The following is a 19,524-nucleotide window of genomic DNA, read 5'->3' as shown; positions in this document are numbered from 1 at the left end:
CTTGGGTGCTTGGGTGCTTGGGTGCTTGGGTGCTTGGGTGCTTGGGTGCTTGGGTGCTTGGGTGCTTGGGTGCTTGGGTGCTTGGGTGCTTGGGTGTGCGGGTGCTTGGGTGTGCGGACCCCACGTTGGCCATGCTGCTTGAACGTCGGCGTGGATCGCTTAGCCAAGCAGGAGAGGAATCACGCCTCGGCTAGCGATCGCATAATCGCGCCCGGGTGGGGGCGCCAATGCCGCATGGGGCCGGCATCCGCAATCTATTTGCCGTGATAGTTGACCTCGACATCTCGGTTACCGAGTTCGGAGTCAAACAGGCGAAAACGCGTCAGCCGTCCGGCCTTGAGATCGAGGGAGATTCGCTCGATGGCGGCTTTGCCTTCGAGCGAGTAGGTATCAGTTTCGACTCGAATCGTGCGGGTTCCGGCCTGGACAAACGGCCGCAGACTCGTCATGAAATGCAGCAAATAGCTGGCTGACGACAGCAAATGTTGCATCTCTTAGCTCCTTGCGCCGGTTACGGCCGTCACGTGATCCAGATTGATTCGCGCAACATGGCGCGCCGCCATGGGCACGAGAACGTGGAGTTCGAAACAGGTCGGGACGAGGGGTTCGCAACGGCAACAGACAGACACGGCACAGATCGGATAAGTAAGCTAGCTTGCAATTATACGCGCGAGCGTCTTTATCTATTTGATTCAAATATTTTCAATTTTAAACACTCGATCGAGCGGTACAAGAATTCGCCTGTCGCATGGCGAGAAGATCACGCGGGCGAATATGAGATGCCGCAATAACGGGATCGAAGCACAGACAGAAGTGAAGCGTGAATTCCAAACACACGCGATGTGCGACAACGGGAGCGCGCTCGTTACCAGCAGGCTGGCAAGTCGAGGGTCGGACGCCGCAACGATTGCAGGGTACCGGGGGAAATACGTTGCTCGCGATGCCACATATGATCACGCGCTATTCGCTCAAAACGCGAGCGGGTAGGGAACGGTCCGGTCAATGCGAATGGATGAAGTGCTGTCGAGGTAGAGACGCTCTCCCATTCATTTCAAATCATTTCAGTGCCGAACTCTCCGAGGCATCGCGAATCGTCCGGAAAAAATTTCCGTTCCTTACACACTACGTCATTGAAATTTGAGGCTGAAACTGGGGGATCCGACAACAGCGGTCAAATTCTGCGGAAACACAACATCGCGGAAGTCGAATTTGTTGGAAGATCGCCGTCGTTGTGAGCTTGAGGTTTTCTTGCCGATACACGGGTTGTCGCTAGACAGCGTACTCGACTCATCTCGCCACGTAGACGCGGTAATGCATCCGCAGTGTGGACGTCACATGAAGCATTGTGATTAGAACGTACTTGTGATGAACACACCGATGCACTTTCAGCGCTGAAAGTACACAACGACCTCGGCGCCATAGGCGCGACGCAATCGATCTTCCACCAGTGCATCAATCAATCCGCTCACATTGAAGTGCCCTGCGGCGCGATTAATTGATTGGATCACCATTCAACGAGAGGGTACGGGTCGACAAAGCACTGTCGTAATGCCCAATGACAGGATCGATCGTTACGCGACGAGCGATCACTATACGAACCGAGACGGGGTTGGCGACCGGGTTAGTGGCTGGGTCCGCATTTGGGACATCAAGCACACGCTTGAAACGAACTTGCCGGCCTCACGATCGGTCAACGCCGTCCGTTCCCTGCAAGCGCACCTTTCATCACAACGAGAAGCCCGAACCAACCTGATCGCATTGCAAACGGCACTGCAATTCAGGCAAAAATTTCGTCGGGAATTTGCTTGCCCCGATTTTCCGTTCGAGAACGATGGTCCGTCGAGCCGAGCAAATAACTCACTGCTCGCCACGCGCTGCGGCGCGACCCTCGATTGTCATGAATCTACGCGACCAGCCACAAAATAAGCCGTCAAGCTCGAGACGATTTTCGTTTGTCCCAGGGCTCCGTGGCCCGACCACATACTCGAAATGTTCAAGCGTCTCGCATCGCGTCCTCTTCGTGAAATAGCGCTCCCGAACGGCCAATCTGGCCAAACTGCCTAAAAAAGCGACATCCCAGAACGCATTACAACGGGCTCGAGACTAAGTGTTAGGGCATTCGTACGTCTAGACCACCTCAACCGCTCCTGGAGCGTTTTGATGCGTTTTCGGCTTGCGTACGGAATTTGTCCACCTGGCAATCCTTCACGAGGAGATGCGCGATGCCTAAAATCACCAAATAAATAGGTCCAAAGTTATATAACTTTGACTTTTCAGATTCAGACCCATAGAGTACTAGCCACACATGAGTCGCACTTTCAGCGCTGAAAGTGGCAAAAGGGGATACCAATGGTTGCAAAGGTGATTGCGGTCTTTAATCAGAAAGGCGGCTGTGGAAAGACAACCGTTTCGATGCAAGTCGCCGGAACGTTAGGATTGCGCGGCAACCGCGTTCTCGTCATTGATATGGATGAACAAGGCACCGCGACGCGCTGGGCCTCTCAAGCCACCGACGAATCGCCGTTTCCCGCGACATTGTCGAATCTCGCAATGATGGGCGGCAAAATGCATCGTGAGGTTCGGAATCAGATTGAAAACTACGACTTCATCGTGATCGACTGCCCGCCTGCCGTGCATTCGCCATCGCCGTCGAGCGCCATGCTCGTCGCCGACCTCGCCTTGATTCCGGTTGTTCCCGCGCCCGCAGACATGTGGGCCGTCGTCGCCGCCAAGCAACTTGCAGCACAGGCTCAGGTAACAAACGAGCAACTTAAAACGCGGCTCGTACCTAATATGGTTCAAAAGAATACGACGCTCGCCCGCGATACGATCGACGTACTCGCCGAAGACGAAGAAGTCCCCTTGCTTCGCGCGTGGCTCGGTTCCCGTTCCGCTTACCGCGAATGTCAATTGATGGGGGGTACCGTGCATCGCGTACCGCGTGCAAAAGACGCCGTCTCTGAAGTCGACGCACTCGTCGACGAAGTCCTTGGACTTGTCAAACAGTAAGGACCGGATCCGATATGACAGCGAAAACTCAAAACCGCCGAGACCTCTTACGCGCGTCCCTCAAAGCCGAGACGGACTCCGTAGAGAAACGATTCGCCGCAGCAGAAGCCGCGATGGAACGAGCGCCAGCGGGCCTCGCGGGTGCATTTGCCGGGTCCGGCCGCGGAGCATCGACAACTTTCAGCGCTGAAAGTGAAGTGACAGCGCCTGCGGAAGTCCTGGCGCCCAAATCCGACGGGCGTCCACTTGTAAAGCTGCCGCTCGATCGCGTCGTGGACAATCCGTTCAACGCACGCCAGATCTACAACCACGAAGTCGTGAAGGAACGTGCGGCGTCGATCGCGACACACGGCCAACGCGTGCCCGCGCTCGCGTGTGAGGATTGGCGCCGGCCAGGTTTTTATATTCTGATCGACGGCCACTATAGAAAACGTGCGATTCAAGCTGCTGGAAAAAATGAAATCGAATGTCTGATCGAGCCGATCACATCCGATATCGAGCTCTATCGCATGAGCTTCCTGCTCAACGCGGAACGCAATGCTCAATCCTCGCTCGACAACGCGCTCGCTTGGCAACGGCTTTTGACGGAGAAGAAGGTCGATTCCGAAGAGGCGCTCGTTGAGTTGACGGGGCTGTCGTGGGGCACCGTGAACAAGACGCTTGCCTTGCTCAAGCTGCCCGCGAATGCACTCGACAAACTTCGCGAGCATCCGGCGAAATTCGGCGTCGCGGTCGGATATGAGGTTTTTCTGTTTGCCAAGTCGGCCCCTGAAGAAGACGTCGTGACACTGATGCAGCGCATTGTCGACGAGGACCTCAGCAGCCGCGAACTCGAAAGTCTTCGCAAAAAGCGGCAAGCCAAGCCCGCTCGCAAGCCTAAGGAAGTCAGCCGGCAATACAAGATCCGGTCGGGGAATGCACAGGTCGGATTCATCAAGGAGTGGGACTCCGGCAAAGTCGCGTTCGAAGTGCACCTTCCAGATGCTCGGGAGCGAGACGCACTCGTCGAAGAACTCAAGCGGCGCTTTACGCTCTCGGAAGTCGATCCGACGTAGTGCACCCGCTGAGCGCGCCGGCCTCAATCCCACCGCTGGCAAGACGCCGACAAGTCGTCGTGCCTTGTCGAGTCTATGGCTCGACAAGGCGCGCAAGCCGTCGGGCGCATCCCCGAATCCTCTCACCTTAGCTTTAGTCGCGTGACGGCAGGGTCTCAGTCATCGACATGGCGTGCCCGACTTTGCGCTTAACCGTGGACTACGGCCTGGCTCGGGCTCGGGCTCGGGCTCGGGCTCGGGCTCGGGCTCGGGCTCAGGCCCAGGCTCAAGGGCAGGGGCAGGAGCAGTCCAGGCTTTAACCCGAGCTCAAAAGACTTCGGCTAACGCGCCAGAGACTCACCATGCCTTCGCTACAGCACCGTAGAGTCAGTCAATCAGGGCGTCGTTCCCTTCGCGCCGATTTCGCTACCCATGGCGCTGGACATTCCACATTGCCTTGCCCAACGTTTGTATCGATCCCACGCGTCGCCGTCGAATAGACGTTACCGCGTCAGTTCGGCGTTGGAACACGCGCGCCAGTGAGCGCGGCACGTCCCTGGATAACGGGTCCCCCCAAGCGTCACCGACTAATGCTCTCCCGTACCCGTGAAAGTGACACCTCCGAGCCTGCAAGAGGGTAGGGGAGACCAAAAACCCACCCATGTGTGCCTGTGGGATCAAGAGGGATGACCCGTCCAAACAGGACAGATAAGCGCCTGATAAACGCCCACCGCGGCTCAAAATAGGCGCTCAAAACTGCCGACAAGTGGGAATCGGCGATTTCTCGACGTCGACGTCGACGCGGGACGTGTGCCCCGAGCGAGCCTTCGCGGCTCGTGTTGCCCCAATCGAATACGAAGTGCCATTCGGCCACTCCGCTTGACTCGCGAGCCTCGGGCGAAAGCCGGACACAAGCAAACGACGTATCAGGTGAGGTTTTGCAGGGTTCTGGCGAGATTCCGCGACGAAGTACCCCGAATACACTCACCATTGAGACTTTTTGCGCTTTTACACAATAGTGAGCGCATACAAGGGAACGACAAGGTGAGCCGATTCAGGGATCTCCGCGCACCGTGGTGAGTCTTTGCAGGGATTCCCACTGAGCCAAATCACTCGAGACCGCCGCCTCAGCACGATCGTGATGACAAGCTTGCCGCGCGGGAGCGCACCATTTCGACACCGCCCGTACCGATGCCATCAATTCGCGCGTTCGGACTTCGGGAAACGTGCGCTGAGATGAAACCTAACCCATTGAAAACAAAGAATAATTACTTCACAGGTGAGTTATTACAGGGAGTCGCAAAGCCTAGCTCGACCTCAAACGGGTCATTGGGCGTGCCCTAACGGCCTCACATGCCGCTGCAACGTTAAAAAGGTTGATTCGCGTCGCGAGAGCATGAACGAGCGCCTTAAATCCCCGATAATCCGGCTCGATGGTGAGCCGATTCGGGGATTCGACGTACGGGCAGTCGTTCCCGGTCGGATTCGCTTGTACGAACGACCGCAATCCGCCGAGGTGATCCCATAAGTCATGCGCGTACAAGCATCGGGTTGCGGTGGCATCACATTCGCTGGTGAGCTTTTCCAGGGATCGATGAGTTCTTGCAAAACTGCTTTGTGTTCAGCCACCTAGGCGTGCTTTGCGATGGGTTGTTTGTGGGGGTGAGCTTTTTCAGGAAACTCGCTGGTTCGCTTGAGAGAATTAAAAGTAAACACTTGTAAACCTTAAAAACGTTAACGACCGCTGAAAGCCAATACTGGCGCGGGTTTCCGGGCGATAAGGTGAGGCCCCACAGGTAGGGAAGTGAGGGTTCGCGGGGTTCTCGGTGAGTCGAAACAGGTTGAATCGGCGGACACGGTGAGGCGTGGCGGGGAGCTCAGTGTGTGGATACAGGGACCTTTTTCATGCTTCGTGAGCCTTTTCGGGGACCTTGCTTTCGCCCCGATCATCGCATGCGTTTTCGATCGGATTTGACGTCCTATACGACCGACTGACGGAGGTCCGCCCCAAAAAATTATTTTTGGTGAGCCTTTTCGGGGTACTTCCCCTCACCTTTCCCGTAAACCCGCGTGGCTGCAAACTTTCTCGGGTGAGGGTTTTCAGGGAACTTTAGGCGGAAATAAGAACGGCATGAAATCAAGGCCTTAGAGGTGATTGCAAGGGGTTCACCTTTCGGTCATGATTGGTGAAAGTTACGATTCACTTTGACCTCATGGCGAAGGCCAAACCCAAACAGACCACCGAGCTCGCCGCAGGCGGCTCCGCGCTCGAGTTCCGCAAGACCAACGAGGCCATCGGCCTGCGCGTGTCCGAAGGTCGCCTCTCGCTGCTCTCCCGCAAGACCTTCAATCTGATGGTCTATCACGCGCAGAAGCTCGGCGTGCCGGGCCAAAACGCACCGATCGATACGCCCGTCGCCCAGAAGTACTTCTGGATCCCGCTGACCGATCTCGCTCGCGACGCTGCCTACGACAGCAAGGATACCGAGCTCCTCAAGAAAAGCGTGCAGGAGTTGCAGGACATCCGGATCTACATGGAAGACGAGAAGCAATGGACGAGCGAACGTCTGGTCTCGTCCGTGAAGATCGTGAATTCCGCCGGGCTCAAGCGCCGCGGGGGGCGTGTCTGGTTCGGCTTCGCTTTTCCGCCCGAAGTCGCCAATCTCGTCATGAGCCCGGGCGCCTATACGAAGCTCTCGATCTACTACCAGACGATGTTGCGCAGCGGGGCGAGTCTCGCGCTCTACGAGATCTGCCGGCGCTTCGCGACCAATCCGTCGCGGCTCAGCTCTCGCGAGAAATGGGAGTGGTGGTACGGCGCGCTGTCGGGGAACCCCGTGACAGAGGGCCTGCCGCAGTACAAATACTTCAAGCGCGACGTGCTGAAGACGTCGATCGCGGAAATCAACGCTGTGACCGATATCGAGGTCGAACTCATCGAGCACAAGCAGGGCCGCAAAGTCGTCGATCTTCAGTTCCGGATCCGGCTCAACGAGCAACCCGCACTCGATTTGCCGGCTCCGCCGCTGATTGATGCGGCCGTGATCGAGCGACTCATGCAGCTTGGCATCGCACAGGAAGAGGCGACCGCGATCTTCGTCTCGCACGACGACGCGACACTGCGCGCGACGCTCGAACTCGTCGAAGAACGCGTGCGCAGCGTCAAGGCGCCGCCGCTCGACTCGCCGGCAGCCTATTTCAAATCGGCGCTGCGTAACCGCTATGCCACCCCGCGCGACGTTGCCCGCAAAACGCTCGCATCGGCCGGGGCCGCTGGATCCGCCGGATCGGCCGACGAAGTCGTGCCCGCGGCAGAACGCGGCCCGACGCTGCGTGAGCGCTATGCGTCCAAACGCGCGCGCGAAGCGACCGACTATTTCAACGAAATCGATCCGCAGCAGCGCGATCAACTCATGCTCGAGTACGAGCCCGAAGCGCCGCGCGTGATCGCCACCGCACTGCGCCGCAACGGTTTGCACTCGAAGGTCGCACAGACGGGCTTTTTTGCGTGGCTCGCCACACGCCTTTGGGGCGAGGTCAGCGACAAGGATCTGCTCGCGTTCGCCGAGAGCGAACTCTGAGCCGCGACGCTCAACATGCTGTCCAAGCACGCCGTGAAACATTCGAAAAAAATTCGATTTTTGTTTTCGACCTTGTTAAACAACAACTTAGGCAATTATCTTGCAGTTGTTTCACGGCCGGATGAGGATTGGAATGCGTCAAATGGCCTCGGTTTGCGGACAAATAAAAACGTGCCGCGATTGCGTCGAAATCCGCTGATAACGTATCTTCCTGTACGTAATGTGTATCGGCTGAAATGATAAACGAGGGTCGCGCATGAATTCGGATGCGAAAGAGGCCATCCGCCACGAAATTGACGCGCTCAAGCGTGCGGGCGGCCGTCGACGCGAGCTTTCGCTGCATGCGTGTCAGCGTTTGTTCGTCGATCACGCGATTCGTCCGACCGTTGCGACCGTTCGCGAACTCACCGGCGTCGGCAGCGCGGGCGATATCCCGAAAGACATCGATGCGTTTTGGGAGCAGCTTCGTCAGACGGCAGCGTCGCGCGCCGCCGTGGGCGCAATCCCGCCCGAACTCGAGCATTCGGCCGGCGCGCTGCTCGGTGAGCTTTATCGTAAGGCGATCGATGCCGCGACCGAGCAACTCGACATCGAGCGACGCGGGCTGGCCGAATCGCGCGCCGCCGCCGCGGACGCGGTACGCCGCGCCGAACTCGAGCGTGACCTTGCGGTCGACGCCGCGCGCGAGGCACGTGCCTCGATGACGACAGCCGAAGCCGAAAAGCGCGCGCTCGAGATTCGTCTCGAGTTCGAACATCAGGCGGCAGCGACACGCCGCAACGATTCCCAATCGCTGCAGTCGCTGCTCGATCGCGACAACGAAGCGTTGCGTCACGAAGTCGCGCGTTTGCGCGCCGATGCACAGGCGGCACAGACCGATCTGGCCGCTGTGCGTGCAAAGCTTCAGCAGAACGCGGAAGCCTATGCCGATCAGATCAAGGACGCGATCGCGAATGCCGAACGGCGTGTGAAACCTTTGTTGCTCGAACTCGACACGTTGCGCGGCATGGCGTCGACCTACGAGTCCGGCAGCCGCGATCTCGCGAAGCGTGAGTACGATTTCATTCAACAATTGAGTGTCGCGAAGGGTCGTATCGATACGCTCGAGTCGCTTTCGAACCGACAAGCCGACGAAATCGCATCGCTGCATCGCGAACTCGCGCTCGCCGATCGGCAAAACGGCGTGCCGCCCGCCGCCGGTGCCCTGCTCGCGACGCTCGCGAACACGGGCCGCCTCGAACCCGACGAAGTCCAAGCGCTTGGCACCGCGTTCGACGGTTTCGCGCCGATCGTCCAAGCCTGTCCCGCGTGCGGCGATGGCGAGCCGGAATTGTCGAACGACGACGGCGTATTCGAACTTCGGTGCCCGGATTGTGATCACGCGTCAGGCCCGGCCCCGTCGAGAATCGCCGCGACCGCGCAGTTTGCGCGCGTCGCTAAACCGCGCGTGCAAAAGCCATGGTCATGACTTCAGCGCGCGGTGGACGTTGCCGGCCGCACGCGCGGCACGTTGCCCACCCGACTCACAGGCCTTTCGGAGTCGACATGCTGACTGTCGATCCGCAAGCTCGATGCACATCATGACTCAGGAGTGAACCGAACCGGCGCGCGTATGCGTGCCCGCAAAGCCTCGTTCTAAATAGTCCATCGTCCGAGTGTCGAGTCCCCGGCGTTCTTGCCCCGGCTCGCGCGACGGTCACCTGCGTGAATGCGTTCGACGACCGCGTCGAGTGCGTTCGCGGAGTTGTCTCGTCACGTGTGCATGGTGAAGGTGAGACCGCACGGGGATGTTTTGCCTTCCGATCGATAGGTGAGGTTAAGCAGGGTTCTTTTGTGCGCCGTTCGCTTGAATCTTGCGAGTTCACGGCGCGGCAAGTCGAATTTCTTTCCGCACGTCGCGTGAGCTTCCGTGAAAATCGATATAAAAAGCGTCGACTAGACTCGCCCGCGGATATGAGTCGAATGGGTCGAACCGCATCTGAAAATGATCGCGATACGCATCGAGGCGTGTCGCGTCGTTTTTCGGGTGTTCGGGCAAAGAATGAATATTACGAATCGAATCGGTTGCAAGCGGGCCATGCCCGTCTGTCGTGTCGCGAGGGCGCGCAATCTGGCGGTAGGCGTCACGCAGTTCCTATTGTCGACAGCGGGTTACGCGGAAGCCCTCCGGTCGGACGCGGAGTGGGTCGTCGCGACGAATCTTTATAACGTTCACTACCACTATGACTCGGCTCATCTTCGGTACTCGCCGCTGATCGGCGTTGAACGACGTAGAGATGATGGTTGGTTATACGGCGGGACGCTGTTCCGCAATTCATTTGGACAGTTTTGTCAGTTGGTCTACGGAGGGTATCTCTGGAATCTCGGCGACACAGGGATTTACGGAAAGCTCATCGGCGGAGTGATGCACGGCTATCGGGGGGAATATCGAAATAAGGTGCCGCTCAACTACGGCGGGTTTTCTCCCGGCGTACTCCCTTCGCTCGGGTATCGCTATGGCCCGGTGCGAATCGAAACACAGTTTTTCTGGACGAACGGACTCATGATCACCGGGGGGTGGGCCTTTCGTTAGGGGCAAGCGCGGAACCTCCTGACCCGGGTGATACTCTCTAGACCGTATCGGCGCGCGTGTGCGCGCCTGCTGTCTGGAGAATTCATGAAAGAGTCGCAGTCACGAGGCCGCCGCGCGTTTCTCGGCACCGCGTTGAAGACTACCGGGGCGCTCGCCGTTGCCTCGTCCACCTCGACCCTGCTGACGGGCTGCGTGCCGCCCGACGCAGGCCCCGCCGGCGCAACGGGTTCCGCCGGCATCACACGTCACACTGCGGGCTCGGGCCGCGAGGCCGACCTGAGCGCGACCGACGCGCTTGCGCAGATGCAGTCCGGCCGCTTGAGCGCCGAGCGTTATATCAGTGCGCTGATCGACCGCGCACAGGAGCATCGGTCCCTTAACGCATTTATTACGTTCAACGAAACGGGCGCGATCGAAACCGCGAAACGAATCGATGCGGCTCGCGCGGCGAATAAGCCGGTCGGTCCGCTCGCGGGCCTCGCGCTCGTCATCAACGACAACATCAATACGGCGGGCGTGCCGACGACGTCGGGCACGCCCGGCCTCAAGGATTTCACGCCGTCGGTCAGCGCGCCCGTACTGCAAGCGTTGCTCGAAAAGGGCGTCATCGTGATCGGCAAGGCGAACATGCACGAGCTGGGGCTCGGCGTCACGAGCACGAACGCCGCGTTCGGCGCGGTCCAGAATCCGTACGACGTCACGCGCATTCCGGGCGGCGCTTCGGGCGGCACTGCCGCCGCGCTCGCGGCGCGCTTCGCGCCGGTCGGTCTCGGCACGGACTCGGTGGGCTCGTTGCGCGTGCCGGCTGCGCTGTGCGGTGTGGTCGGCATGAGGCCCTCGGTCGGCAATGGCGGCAAGGAACGGCGTTACTCGATGGTCGGCGTGGCGCCTGTCTCGCATACGCGCGACACCGTCGGTCCGATGGCGCGCAGCGTCGCCGATATCGTTCTCATCGATAACGCGTTGACCGGCGCGCCTGCAGTGACGGCACGTCCGGCGCATGAGATCCGCCTCGGCGTGCCGCGCGGCTATTTCTGGAGCGGCGTCGATCGCGATGTCGCGAGCCAGTGTCAGGGTGCGCTCGACAAGTTGAAAGCGCATGGCGTCACGCTCGTCGAGGCGGACCTGCCCGACGTCGATACGCTCACGCGCAATACGGCTTCGGCGTTGACGCTGTTCGAGCTCTACATGGATTTCCCGGGCTATCTGTGGGAAACCGCCGCGCCGCATTCGTTCTGGGACGTGCTCGAACAGGTCAAGAGTCCTGACGTACAGGCCGTGCTCAAGGCGGGCAAGAGCGTGACGCGCGACCAGTACGTAAAAGCCTTGACCGACACGCGCCCAAAGCTCATGCAGGCATACGCGGACTACTTCGAACAACAGAATGTTCAGGCGATCGTGTTTCCGACCGTGCCCGCGACGGCGCCCTTGATCGATCCTTCGTATTCGGGGGCGCTGTCGATCGATGGCGTCGCCCAACCGGGCGGATCGATGGCCGCGTTGAGCGCGATGATTCGTAACGTCGATCCGGGCTCGTGCGCGGGGCTGCCCGGTTTGTCGTTGCCGGTCGGACTCGCGTCGAACGGCATCCCGGTCGGATTGAGCCTCGACGCGCGCGCGGGTGGTGACGCCGACCTGCTGGCGATCGGCATGACGCTTGAATCGATTCTCGGATTGATTGCGCCGCCGCGTTTGTCGGCCTGATTATTTCGAATCGGGGTATCACGGGGATCCACGCGGTCCTGGAGATCCCCGGATAGGCTCACCTAGGCCGGCTACGCTTGAGTCGGCGACGATAGAGGACACCCTTTGCCATGACGGATGCCGTGCCGATTACCTACGCGCGCGATCGTAAGATCGACCGCGAACAGTTCGTGGACTTGCTTGTGCGTTCGACGCTCGGCGAGCGTCGCCCGATCGACGACGACGCGTGCGTCGATGCGATGCTTGCTAACGCAAACCTGACGATCACGGCGTGGGAGGGGGATCGGCTCGTCGGGATTGCGCGCTCGGTCACGGATTTTGCGTATTGCTGCTACCTGTCGGATCTCGCGGTCGACAGTGCGCTTCAGCGTTCAGGTGTCGGACGGGAGTTGATCCGGCTCACGCAGGCTGCGCTCGGACCAAAGGCGAAGGTGATCCTGCTGTCCGCACCGAAGGCGGTCGATTACTACCCGCGCATCGGTTTTGTGAAGCACCCGAACGCCTACATGATCGACGCGACGGCGCCATTGGAGTGAGAGGCGCAAGGGGTGTTGAGCGCGTGATATGGATGATCGCCGAAGCCCTCAGCCAAGGACCCCAGCCAAGGACCCCAGCCAAGGATCCCAGCCAAGGATCCCAGCCAAGGATCCCAGCCAAGGATCCCAGCCAAGGATCCCAGCCAAGGATCCCGCCGAGGAACCTCAGCCACGAAGCCCGGCCTAGGATGGGGTCCACGCTGACTTAACGTGCTCGACGGCAGTTCGATCCTGACTCGATGCCCTGAATTGGCGTCCGACATGGACGTCTCCATGCGTTTTCACCACGTCTGATGGACCGGTCGCGCTGACGTGAGGGTTTCCAGGGAATTCGGCCCCTCAAGTTCAGTCATTTCGCCCGATTCGATCGGCGCATACGCATTTTTACCGTGATCACGCACGTCTTGCGGTGCAACAGCCCGAAATAGGCACCGAAATGCACGGTGAATTCCCCGTTTCACCTCACCATATTTCCTGTTTTTCCTCACCTAAATTCCTGTTCGATCTCACCTAATCTCCCCGATCAAGCTCACCTGTCGTCACCGATATCCCTGTTAAAGCTCACCAAGGAGGTCTCGTCGGTGAAAGAAGGTAAACACGTCTTCTCACCTTTACGAAAGGTGAGGACCGAAATCGCCCTTTTTCACCGCAAACCGTGTCGTGGCGTGGATTCGAGCACGTATTCAAGCGATGAACACCCACAAGTTCCCCGTTTATCCTCACCGAACTAAACGGTGATCGCGATGATTCACCGAAGCGGCAAATTCGGTTAGTTCCCCGTTTCACCTCACCTTGAGATACCTGTTTTCCCTCACGATACGGGGGTCGAATATTCCCCGTAAAAGCTCACTTGAGTCGCTCCCAATTCCCTGTAAGTCCTCACGCTTCTGGTCCTCGTACGCGTCCCGCGGAAAACCCTGGAGAGGCTCACTTTGCCGATCCCCGAAAAAGCTCACCTCTGACCGAATATCGGTGGCGAATCTTATGTAGCGCATTGTTTCGATGGAAATTCCCAATCTTTGATCGATCAGATGCGGGGCTGGCGTGAATGCGTCAGCGACGGGTATTCGACTGAATATCGGGCCGGACTTGATAAGATGTCGCGAGTGAAAATCCGATGCGGAAAGCGATTCGACGAAAGAAATCGCTCCGCCGCGATCGTGATTCGAATCACGCACCCGTATTGCGTCGACAAGACTGCAATAAAAATCGTCACAATACGGGATATACACGTAAGGCATCGGAGCACGAACTCTGGCAGGCTGTGGAGCCCCAGGGGTCGTTGTGGCGCCTCGACGATGGGATACGGCCTCGCGGCACGCGATGGGCACACGAAGTTTGAACAGGGAGCGGGAGACGGGGTAGATGGATATCGATTACTTGCGCAAGTGGATTGGTCGCTCGGAGCGGGCATTCGATGACATCGGTCCTACACCGCCGGCGGTGCTCGCGGCGGCGCTCGACCGCCAGGAGCCTCGCCTGACCGACGGCGATCCCTTGCCTCTGCTGCGCCATTGGCTCTATTTCCCGGCGGTCACGCGCCGTTCCGAGCTCGATCCCGACGGCCACCCGCGCCGCGGGGGATTTCTGCCGCCCGTGCCGCTCCAGCGGCGTCTGTTCGCGGGCGCAAAGCTCACGTTCAATCTGCCCATTCGCGTCGGCGACAACGTCGAGCGCACGTCGCGCGTCGTCGGCATCGATCAGAAGACCGGCCGTGCCGGCGATCCGCTGCTGTTCGTCCGCGTGCAGCGCGAATATCGGAATCAGAGCGGCATGACCGTGCTCGAGGATCACGACATCGTCTACCGCGACCGTCACAAGCCCGGCGACCCGGTGCCGCCCGTGCGCCAGGCTCCCGGCGAGCACGACTGGGCCGACGAGATGAAGGTCGACGAAGTGCTGCTGTTCCAGTATTCCGCGCTGACCTTCAATCAGCACCGCATTCACTACGACCGTACGTACGCGACGACGGAGGAAGGCTATCCGGGCCTGATGGTCCATGCGCCGCTCGTCGCAACGTTGCTCGTCGATTCGCTGCGCGACCATTTGCCCGCGCGTCGGCTGCTGAGCCTCGAATTCCGCGCCGTGGGCCCGTTGTTCGACAACGAGACGTTTCTCGTCTGCGGACAACGCCGCTCGGTCGGTGAGGCACGTCTGTGGGCGCAGAAGATGGACGGCTCGCTCGCGATGGACGCATTGGCCATCTTCGGCTGAAAGAGCAAGCACAAAGCCGCGCGCATATAGCCCGTGCAATCCGAAGGGGCGTGCCGCCCGTGCCCGCAGGTCATCGGCTTGGCGGATCCGGCCATGGATGGCCGATAGGATGCTGGCGTCACGGGTCCGGTCGCGGCCAATGGATGGTCTTTGGCTGGCCTCGTGGTAGCGGGCTCCGCGGGTGCGGCAACGCGTGATGTGCGGGATGTTCGGCTCGGCCGGTCTTACAACGCACCGTCTGGTCGATATGGGTCCCGACTGCCTCGGCAATGCGCGACCTGTCGACGGTTCAGCTCGGCGGCCCCGGCCACGTGTGATCTGCAGTGCCGATGTTGAGCGCGTCCCGTCCGGCGGCGCAGGCACCGACCGCGATGTGGCCGACCGAGGAACGACGCATGGCCTTCCGGTCAGTGCAACGCGCCGTTAGGCGATCATCGGCGACGACTGGGTGTCTACGCGATTCGAGCGACCTGCGTCAGGGCTCGCCCGCCCGAGTTTTCGTCGATTCGGCCGCGCGGCGGCCCATGCGAAACGGGCATGGCAGCAAGCTAGAGCCCGCCGCCCACGCGCTCAGCGTACCCATTCATTCGTCGTCTTTTCCGCGAACCACGACGCAGCCGCCAATCCGATATGCGAGATCAGGTAGGGCGTGAGTTCGGGCAGACGTCCGCATGCTCTTTCGATCTTCGCCGTATCGCCGGTCTCGGCGGCCTCGGCCGCGTCGAGCAGCAAACCGAGATCGCCGCTGCGTTCGCGGATCGCGACCTCGATCGGCGCGGCAAGCCGCAACTTGCCGAGCAGTTCTTCCATCGGCGCATCGAACACGGCGTCGACGAGCGAAAACACGCCCGTCATGAACGCCGCATCGAGCCGCGGTTCATCGCCGGGCCAAAGCAACCCCGCCGCGAGTTCCATAAAGCGCGCGCGCGTGCCGGCGAGCAGCACGAGCGGATCCGACGCGATCGGCAGATTCCGTCCGTCGGCATACAGCAGAAGTTGCGCCCAGCGCGAAATCTGACGCGTACCCAGCACCATGATCGCTTCGCGTAGCGAGGCGATCGGTCGCGCAAGTCCGAAAGCGGTCGCATTGACGAGCCGCAGCAATTGCATGACGAGCCCCGGGCTCGTCTTGAGCTCCGATTCGAGATCGTTGATCTCGGCGTCGCCGCTGAGCAAGCCGAGCACACGCAACAGCGCGTGACGCGACGAGTTCGCGCGCCGCGACACGAGAACCTGCGGCCGCGCGAAGTAATACCCCTGGAAGAGATCGAAACCAAGTTTCATCGCGCGATCGTGGTCCGCGCGTGTTTCGACTTTTTCCGCGAGCAGTGTCTTGTTGTGCACCTTGAGCTTGCGCACAAGATCGTCGAGATGATCGGGCTCGCAGAACAGCAGATCGACCTTGACGATATCGACGAGCGGCAGGATCGATTCGAGCGTGTCCGACCAGCGCGTGACGTCGTCGAGCGCAAAACGAAATCCCGCGCGGCGCAAGAGCGCGCAACGCGCGAACAGTGCGGTGTCGAAGGTCACGCCTTCGAGCACTTCGAGCACGAAGCGATCGGGCGGGATCAGGCTCACGACATCGTCGTTGAGCAGATCGCGACTCACATTGACGTAGCCCGGATGTCCGCCGAGCGCCGCGACGATGCCGACGTCGACGAACGTACGCGCGAGGACGTGGGCCGTCGCTTCCATGTCGTCGACGATCGATGCCCGGTTGATCGCATCGCTGCGAAACAGGAGTTCGAATGCATGAAGGGCGCCGCTGCGATCGACGATGGGCTGACGGCCGAGATAAACCCGGTCGTCGGTGGCCGGATTTGTCACGACCGGTGCCGTAGAAGAGTCATGCATATATGAATAAACAATGCGTGTGTCGCAGTGCGGAAATCACGAACCGAAGCTTGCCAGCACAAACTCGAACTGTCGACACGTAGAGCTACTGATCGCGCGCGATACGCGGTCGCAAGTTTCAGACCGCAGGATGGAGAATACGAAAATTCGAAGAAATCGCTGAAATGTACGGTAATACAGGGCTTGACGGTCGGATTTGTGCAACACATTCGATGCGATTTTCTTTTTCCAATATTGATTTCGCAAAAACCGTGTACCTATAGTGCGCGACTTCGGACTTCCGTAATGCAAATTGAGCATACCGAAGCGCGATGCGCGGCATGCAAGCGCATGGAGACATGATGCGGCCATCTGCATCGCCCCCGCGCAAAATAGCGTTTCAACGGTAGCGATGCAAACGGTCGTTCAATTCCGTTCTATTCGAATGAGATCGCGTCACGAACCGCCGTCGGTTATTGGGCGGCGGTTTGCGAGTCGGGGACAGGCGTCCAATCGGACGACGGGTCGAATGCCTTGATCGTTGCGACGCGGGCGGTTGTCTGGGGTCCGAAATTGCGTTGATAGACCTTGCCGTCGCTGCCCGCGATAAAGGTCATGATGCCCGTCGTGTTGTACTCGACGGGCCACGCGATGACCGCGAAGCCGCCGCTCATGGCGCGGTCCTCGACGTAGCTGCGTGCGCCGCCCGGGGCGGACGGGCCTTGCGCGGTCAGAATCCGATAGTGATACCCGTGGTAGCCGCCGCCTTCACGGGCTTTCGGGTCCATGACCGAGGCCAGCGCGCCGAGCGGGCTTTCGGGCTCGCCCTCGCCGGCCGGCCAATAGAGCCCGTCGTGCGTGCCCGGGCGACTCACGAACCGTGCGGCATAGACCGTTTTGCCTTGCGCCGCGGCGAAATCGCGCTGCGCGTCGCCGATTGCGAGCACGGTCTGGATCGCGGCGAGTTCGTTGCGTCCGATGCGTCGCACGGCCATTTCGTCATGCGCTGCGCGGACATCGAAATGCCAGCCTTTCGGGCTTGCGCGGATCGGTACGGGCAATGTCCAGCCCGAGTCGCCGGCTTGCAGGTGCGCGGTGCCGTTGCCGTCATCGACGATCTCATGGTGTTTCGAATAGGCCGACAGGAACGCATAGATGTCGTCTTCCGATGCGTTCGGCACGAATCGCTTGTAGTCGGCGCCCAGGATCTTCTTGAGCGCGTCGTCGTCTTGCGTCGCGACGGCTTGCTGGAGCGATTCGGCCGCGGCGTCGGGGGTCGGAAAGACCTCTTGCGCGCGCGCCGCATGCGCGAACAGGCCCAGACTCGCGCACGCGGCCGCGAGCCACACTTGCATGCGTGCAAGCCGACGCGTCGCGCGTGCGGGACGGTTGTGTGCACGCCGCACGCGTCGCGATGGAAAAACAAAGTCAAACCGGGTCATGAGACGCTCCTTGCGTCGATTCAAATGAGGGGGCGAGGTCGATCACCGGACGATCAGCGGCGCAGGCGTCCGCCGCCGCCCCCACCACCACCGCCCCGCGCGCCGCCTCCGCCGCCCATGCGGCCTCCGCCTCCACCGCCGGGCGAAGGCCGTGCACCGGCCGCCGAGCCCCCGCCGCCGAAGCCACCCGCAGGCCGCGCGCCGCCGCTCGATTGCGCGCGGCTTTGCTGACCGCGATCGATGCTTTGGCGGCTCGCGCCGCCGTTGCCCGCGTCGCGCAGGGCGCTGTCGCGATTGACGTTTTGCGCGCGGCTATTGAGATCAGAGGGGCTTGGACGATTGCCCGCGCCGCCCTGGCCGCCGATGCCGCCTTGGGCGCCGGCTCTGCCCTGCGCGCCAGCCGCGCCGGGTCGGTTCTGACCGCCCGGGTTTCCGAAGCCGCCCTGGCCGCCGCCTTGACGGATGTTTTGCACGCGATCGCCCGCGGAGCCGTTGAGGTTCTGGCCTGTGCGCTGGCTCAAGGCCTCGCGCGCCTGATCGCGCTGGCCGTTGTCGCGGCCGCGATACGCATCGCGATTCTGGCCCGGGCTATTGGCGCCGCCGATCCCGTTGGGCCGGTTTGCGCCGCCGCCGGGACCGCCGTTCGCGGGTCCGCGATTGCGCGCGTTCATCGCGTTGGTCCGGTCCCAGTTCGATGTCGACCGATTCGCGTTGATCTGCCGATTCACATTGATGTTGTTGTAGCGATTCACGTTCACGTTGACGTCGCGACGGCCCCAATCGCACCCGCCCCAGAGCGAATTCGTGATCGCGACGCCGACGCCGAACGCGAGCCCGCTCATCAGCGCGGTGCCGACGACGTAGCCCGGCGGCGGCGGCATGTAGACGGGCGGATACGCGGGGTACGGCCACGTTCCATAGACGACCGCCGGGTTGTACGTCGGCACGTAGACGACTTGTGGGCTCGGTTGCTCGATGACGATCGTCTGCGTCGTCGTGCCCGATGCGGGTTGCACGACGACTTTCTGCTGTTGCGACGTCTGCAGATTGCCGGCCTTGTATGCGGCATTGCGCAGCCGTTGCACCGAGTCCATCACATCGTTGGGTTGACTCAGGAAAGCGCCGCCGATGTCATGCACCCAATCGGGTTTCTGCGACATCGTCGCGAGGACCTGTGGAAATGCAACCAGCGATTGCACACTTGGGTCCCATGGCGTCGCCGAGACGGCCTTGACCGCATCGTCGCCTTGCAGCTTCGGATTCTGCTTCGACCACGCGGCCGCCGCCATGACATCGTCGGGGAACGTCGTCGCCATGAGGACTTGGGCGAGCAGGGCGTCAGGGTAGAGCGCGATCGGCGCGGTCAGCGCATCGATCTGCTGTGCGCTGAGATGCGGCGCGTTGGGTGCGACAGGCGCAGGAGTTTGCGCGTAGGTCGGCGCATCGGCGCTCATCAACGTGTTGAGACCGACCACGGCGCCTGCCGTGATGAGCCCGCTGACGACCGCGCTGCCGAGCCATTTGGCAAACGGCTGAATGGATTCCCCCATTGTGGGCTCCCAGGGCGTGAACGACGCGTAAGCGTCGCGACAGGTC

The 19,524-nt window shown here is 60.7% G+C and carries 12 protein-coding genes; 8 read left to right on the top strand and 4 right to left on the bottom strand.

All coding sequences use genetic code 11. The features are described 5' to 3' along the window. Nucleotides 1-254: 254 nt before the first annotated feature. Nucleotides 255-491 carry a hypothetical protein gene (locus D7S86_RS20960; protein WP_121088900.1) on the bottom strand — a complete coding sequence of 79 codons (237 nt, stop codon included), beginning with the start codon at nucleotides 489-491 and terminating at the stop codon, nucleotides 255-257. A 1,858-nt stretch (nucleotides 492-2,349) separates the two neighbouring features. Between D7S86_RS20960 and parA the strand changes: the two genes are divergently transcribed. From parA to D7S86_RS20915, 8 genes are all read left to right on the top strand, one after another. Then, on the top strand, nucleotides 2,350-3,009 hold the full coding sequence (gene parA, locus D7S86_RS20955; RefSeq protein WP_121088898.1) for a ParA family partition ATPase: 660 nt from the start codon (nucleotides 2,350-2,352) through the stop codon (nucleotides 3,007-3,009). A gap of 14 nt (nucleotides 3,010-3,023) precedes the next feature. Then, complete coding sequence (locus D7S86_RS20950) at nucleotides 3,024-4,064, top strand: ParB/RepB/Spo0J family partition protein (protein ID WP_121088896.1); 1,041 nt, start codon at nucleotides 3,024-3,026, stop codon at nucleotides 4,062-4,064. 2,165 nt (nucleotides 4,065-6,229) lie between these two features. Next, nucleotides 6,230-7,624, top strand: a complete 1,395-nt coding sequence (locus D7S86_RS20945; RefSeq protein WP_147432413.1) for a replication initiation protein — start codon at nucleotides 6,230-6,232, stop codon at nucleotides 7,622-7,624. A 256-nt stretch (nucleotides 7,625-7,880) separates the two neighbouring features. After that, a complete protein-coding gene (locus D7S86_RS20940; protein ID WP_121088892.1) occupies nucleotides 7,881-9,092 on the top strand; it encodes a DNA-binding protein in 1,212 nt (403 codons plus the stop codon). Between the two features lie 573 nt (nucleotides 9,093-9,665). After that, the gene (locus tag D7S86_RS20935) at nucleotides 9,666-10,196 is read left to right on the top strand and encodes a sn-glycerol-3-phosphate transporter (protein WP_147432412.1); all 531 of its coding nucleotides are present in this window, start codon (nucleotides 9,666-9,668) and stop codon (nucleotides 10,194-10,196) included. 84 nt (nucleotides 10,197-10,280) lie between these two features. Then, a complete protein-coding gene (gene iaaH, locus D7S86_RS20930; protein ID WP_121088887.1) occupies nucleotides 10,281-11,900 on the top strand; it encodes an indoleacetamide hydrolase in 1,620 nt (539 codons plus the stop codon). Nucleotides 11,901-12,010: 110 nt separating this feature from the next. Further along, complete coding sequence (locus D7S86_RS20925; protein WP_121088885.1) at nucleotides 12,011-12,436, top strand: GNAT family N-acetyltransferase; 426 nt, start codon at nucleotides 12,011-12,013, stop codon at nucleotides 12,434-12,436. A gap of 1,365 nt (nucleotides 12,437-13,801) precedes the next feature. After that, nucleotides 13,802-14,650, top strand: coding sequence for an HTD2 family dehydratase (locus D7S86_RS20915; RefSeq protein WP_121088881.1), 849 nt, complete (start codon nucleotides 13,802-13,804; stop codon nucleotides 14,648-14,650). Nucleotides 14,651-15,220: 570 nt separating this feature from the next. Here the strand turns inward: D7S86_RS20915 and D7S86_RS20910 are convergent. The 3 genes from D7S86_RS20910 to D7S86_RS20900 all read right to left on the bottom strand — a co-directional run bounded on the left by D7S86_RS20910 (nucleotide 15,221) and on the right by D7S86_RS20900 (nucleotide 19,478). Then, complete coding sequence (locus tag D7S86_RS20910) at nucleotides 15,221-16,480, bottom strand: EAL and HDOD domain-containing protein (RefSeq protein ID WP_240648320.1); 1,260 nt, start codon at nucleotides 16,478-16,480, stop codon at nucleotides 15,221-15,223. 479 nt (nucleotides 16,481-16,959) lie between these two features. Then, the gene (locus tag D7S86_RS20905) at nucleotides 16,960-17,841 is read right to left on the bottom strand and encodes a DUF2950 domain-containing protein (protein WP_166444144.1); all 882 of its coding nucleotides are present in this window, start codon (nucleotides 17,839-17,841) and stop codon (nucleotides 16,960-16,962) included. 140 nt (nucleotides 17,842-17,981) lie between these two features. Further along, nucleotides 17,982-19,478: a DUF3300 domain-containing protein gene (locus tag D7S86_RS20900; RefSeq protein ID WP_240648319.1), complete on the bottom strand. Its 1,497-nt coding sequence runs from the start codon at nucleotides 19,476-19,478 to the stop codon at nucleotides 17,982-17,984. Nucleotides 19,479-19,524 lie beyond the last annotated feature (46 nt).

Source organism: Pararobbsia silviterrae, from assembly GCF_003628125.1.
Taxonomy (GTDB): domain Bacteria; phylum Pseudomonadota; class Gammaproteobacteria; order Burkholderiales; family Burkholderiaceae; genus Pararobbsia; species Pararobbsia silviterrae.
Note: the sequence above shows the minus strand (reverse complement) of the source record. Positions and strands in the feature narration are given on the sequence as shown.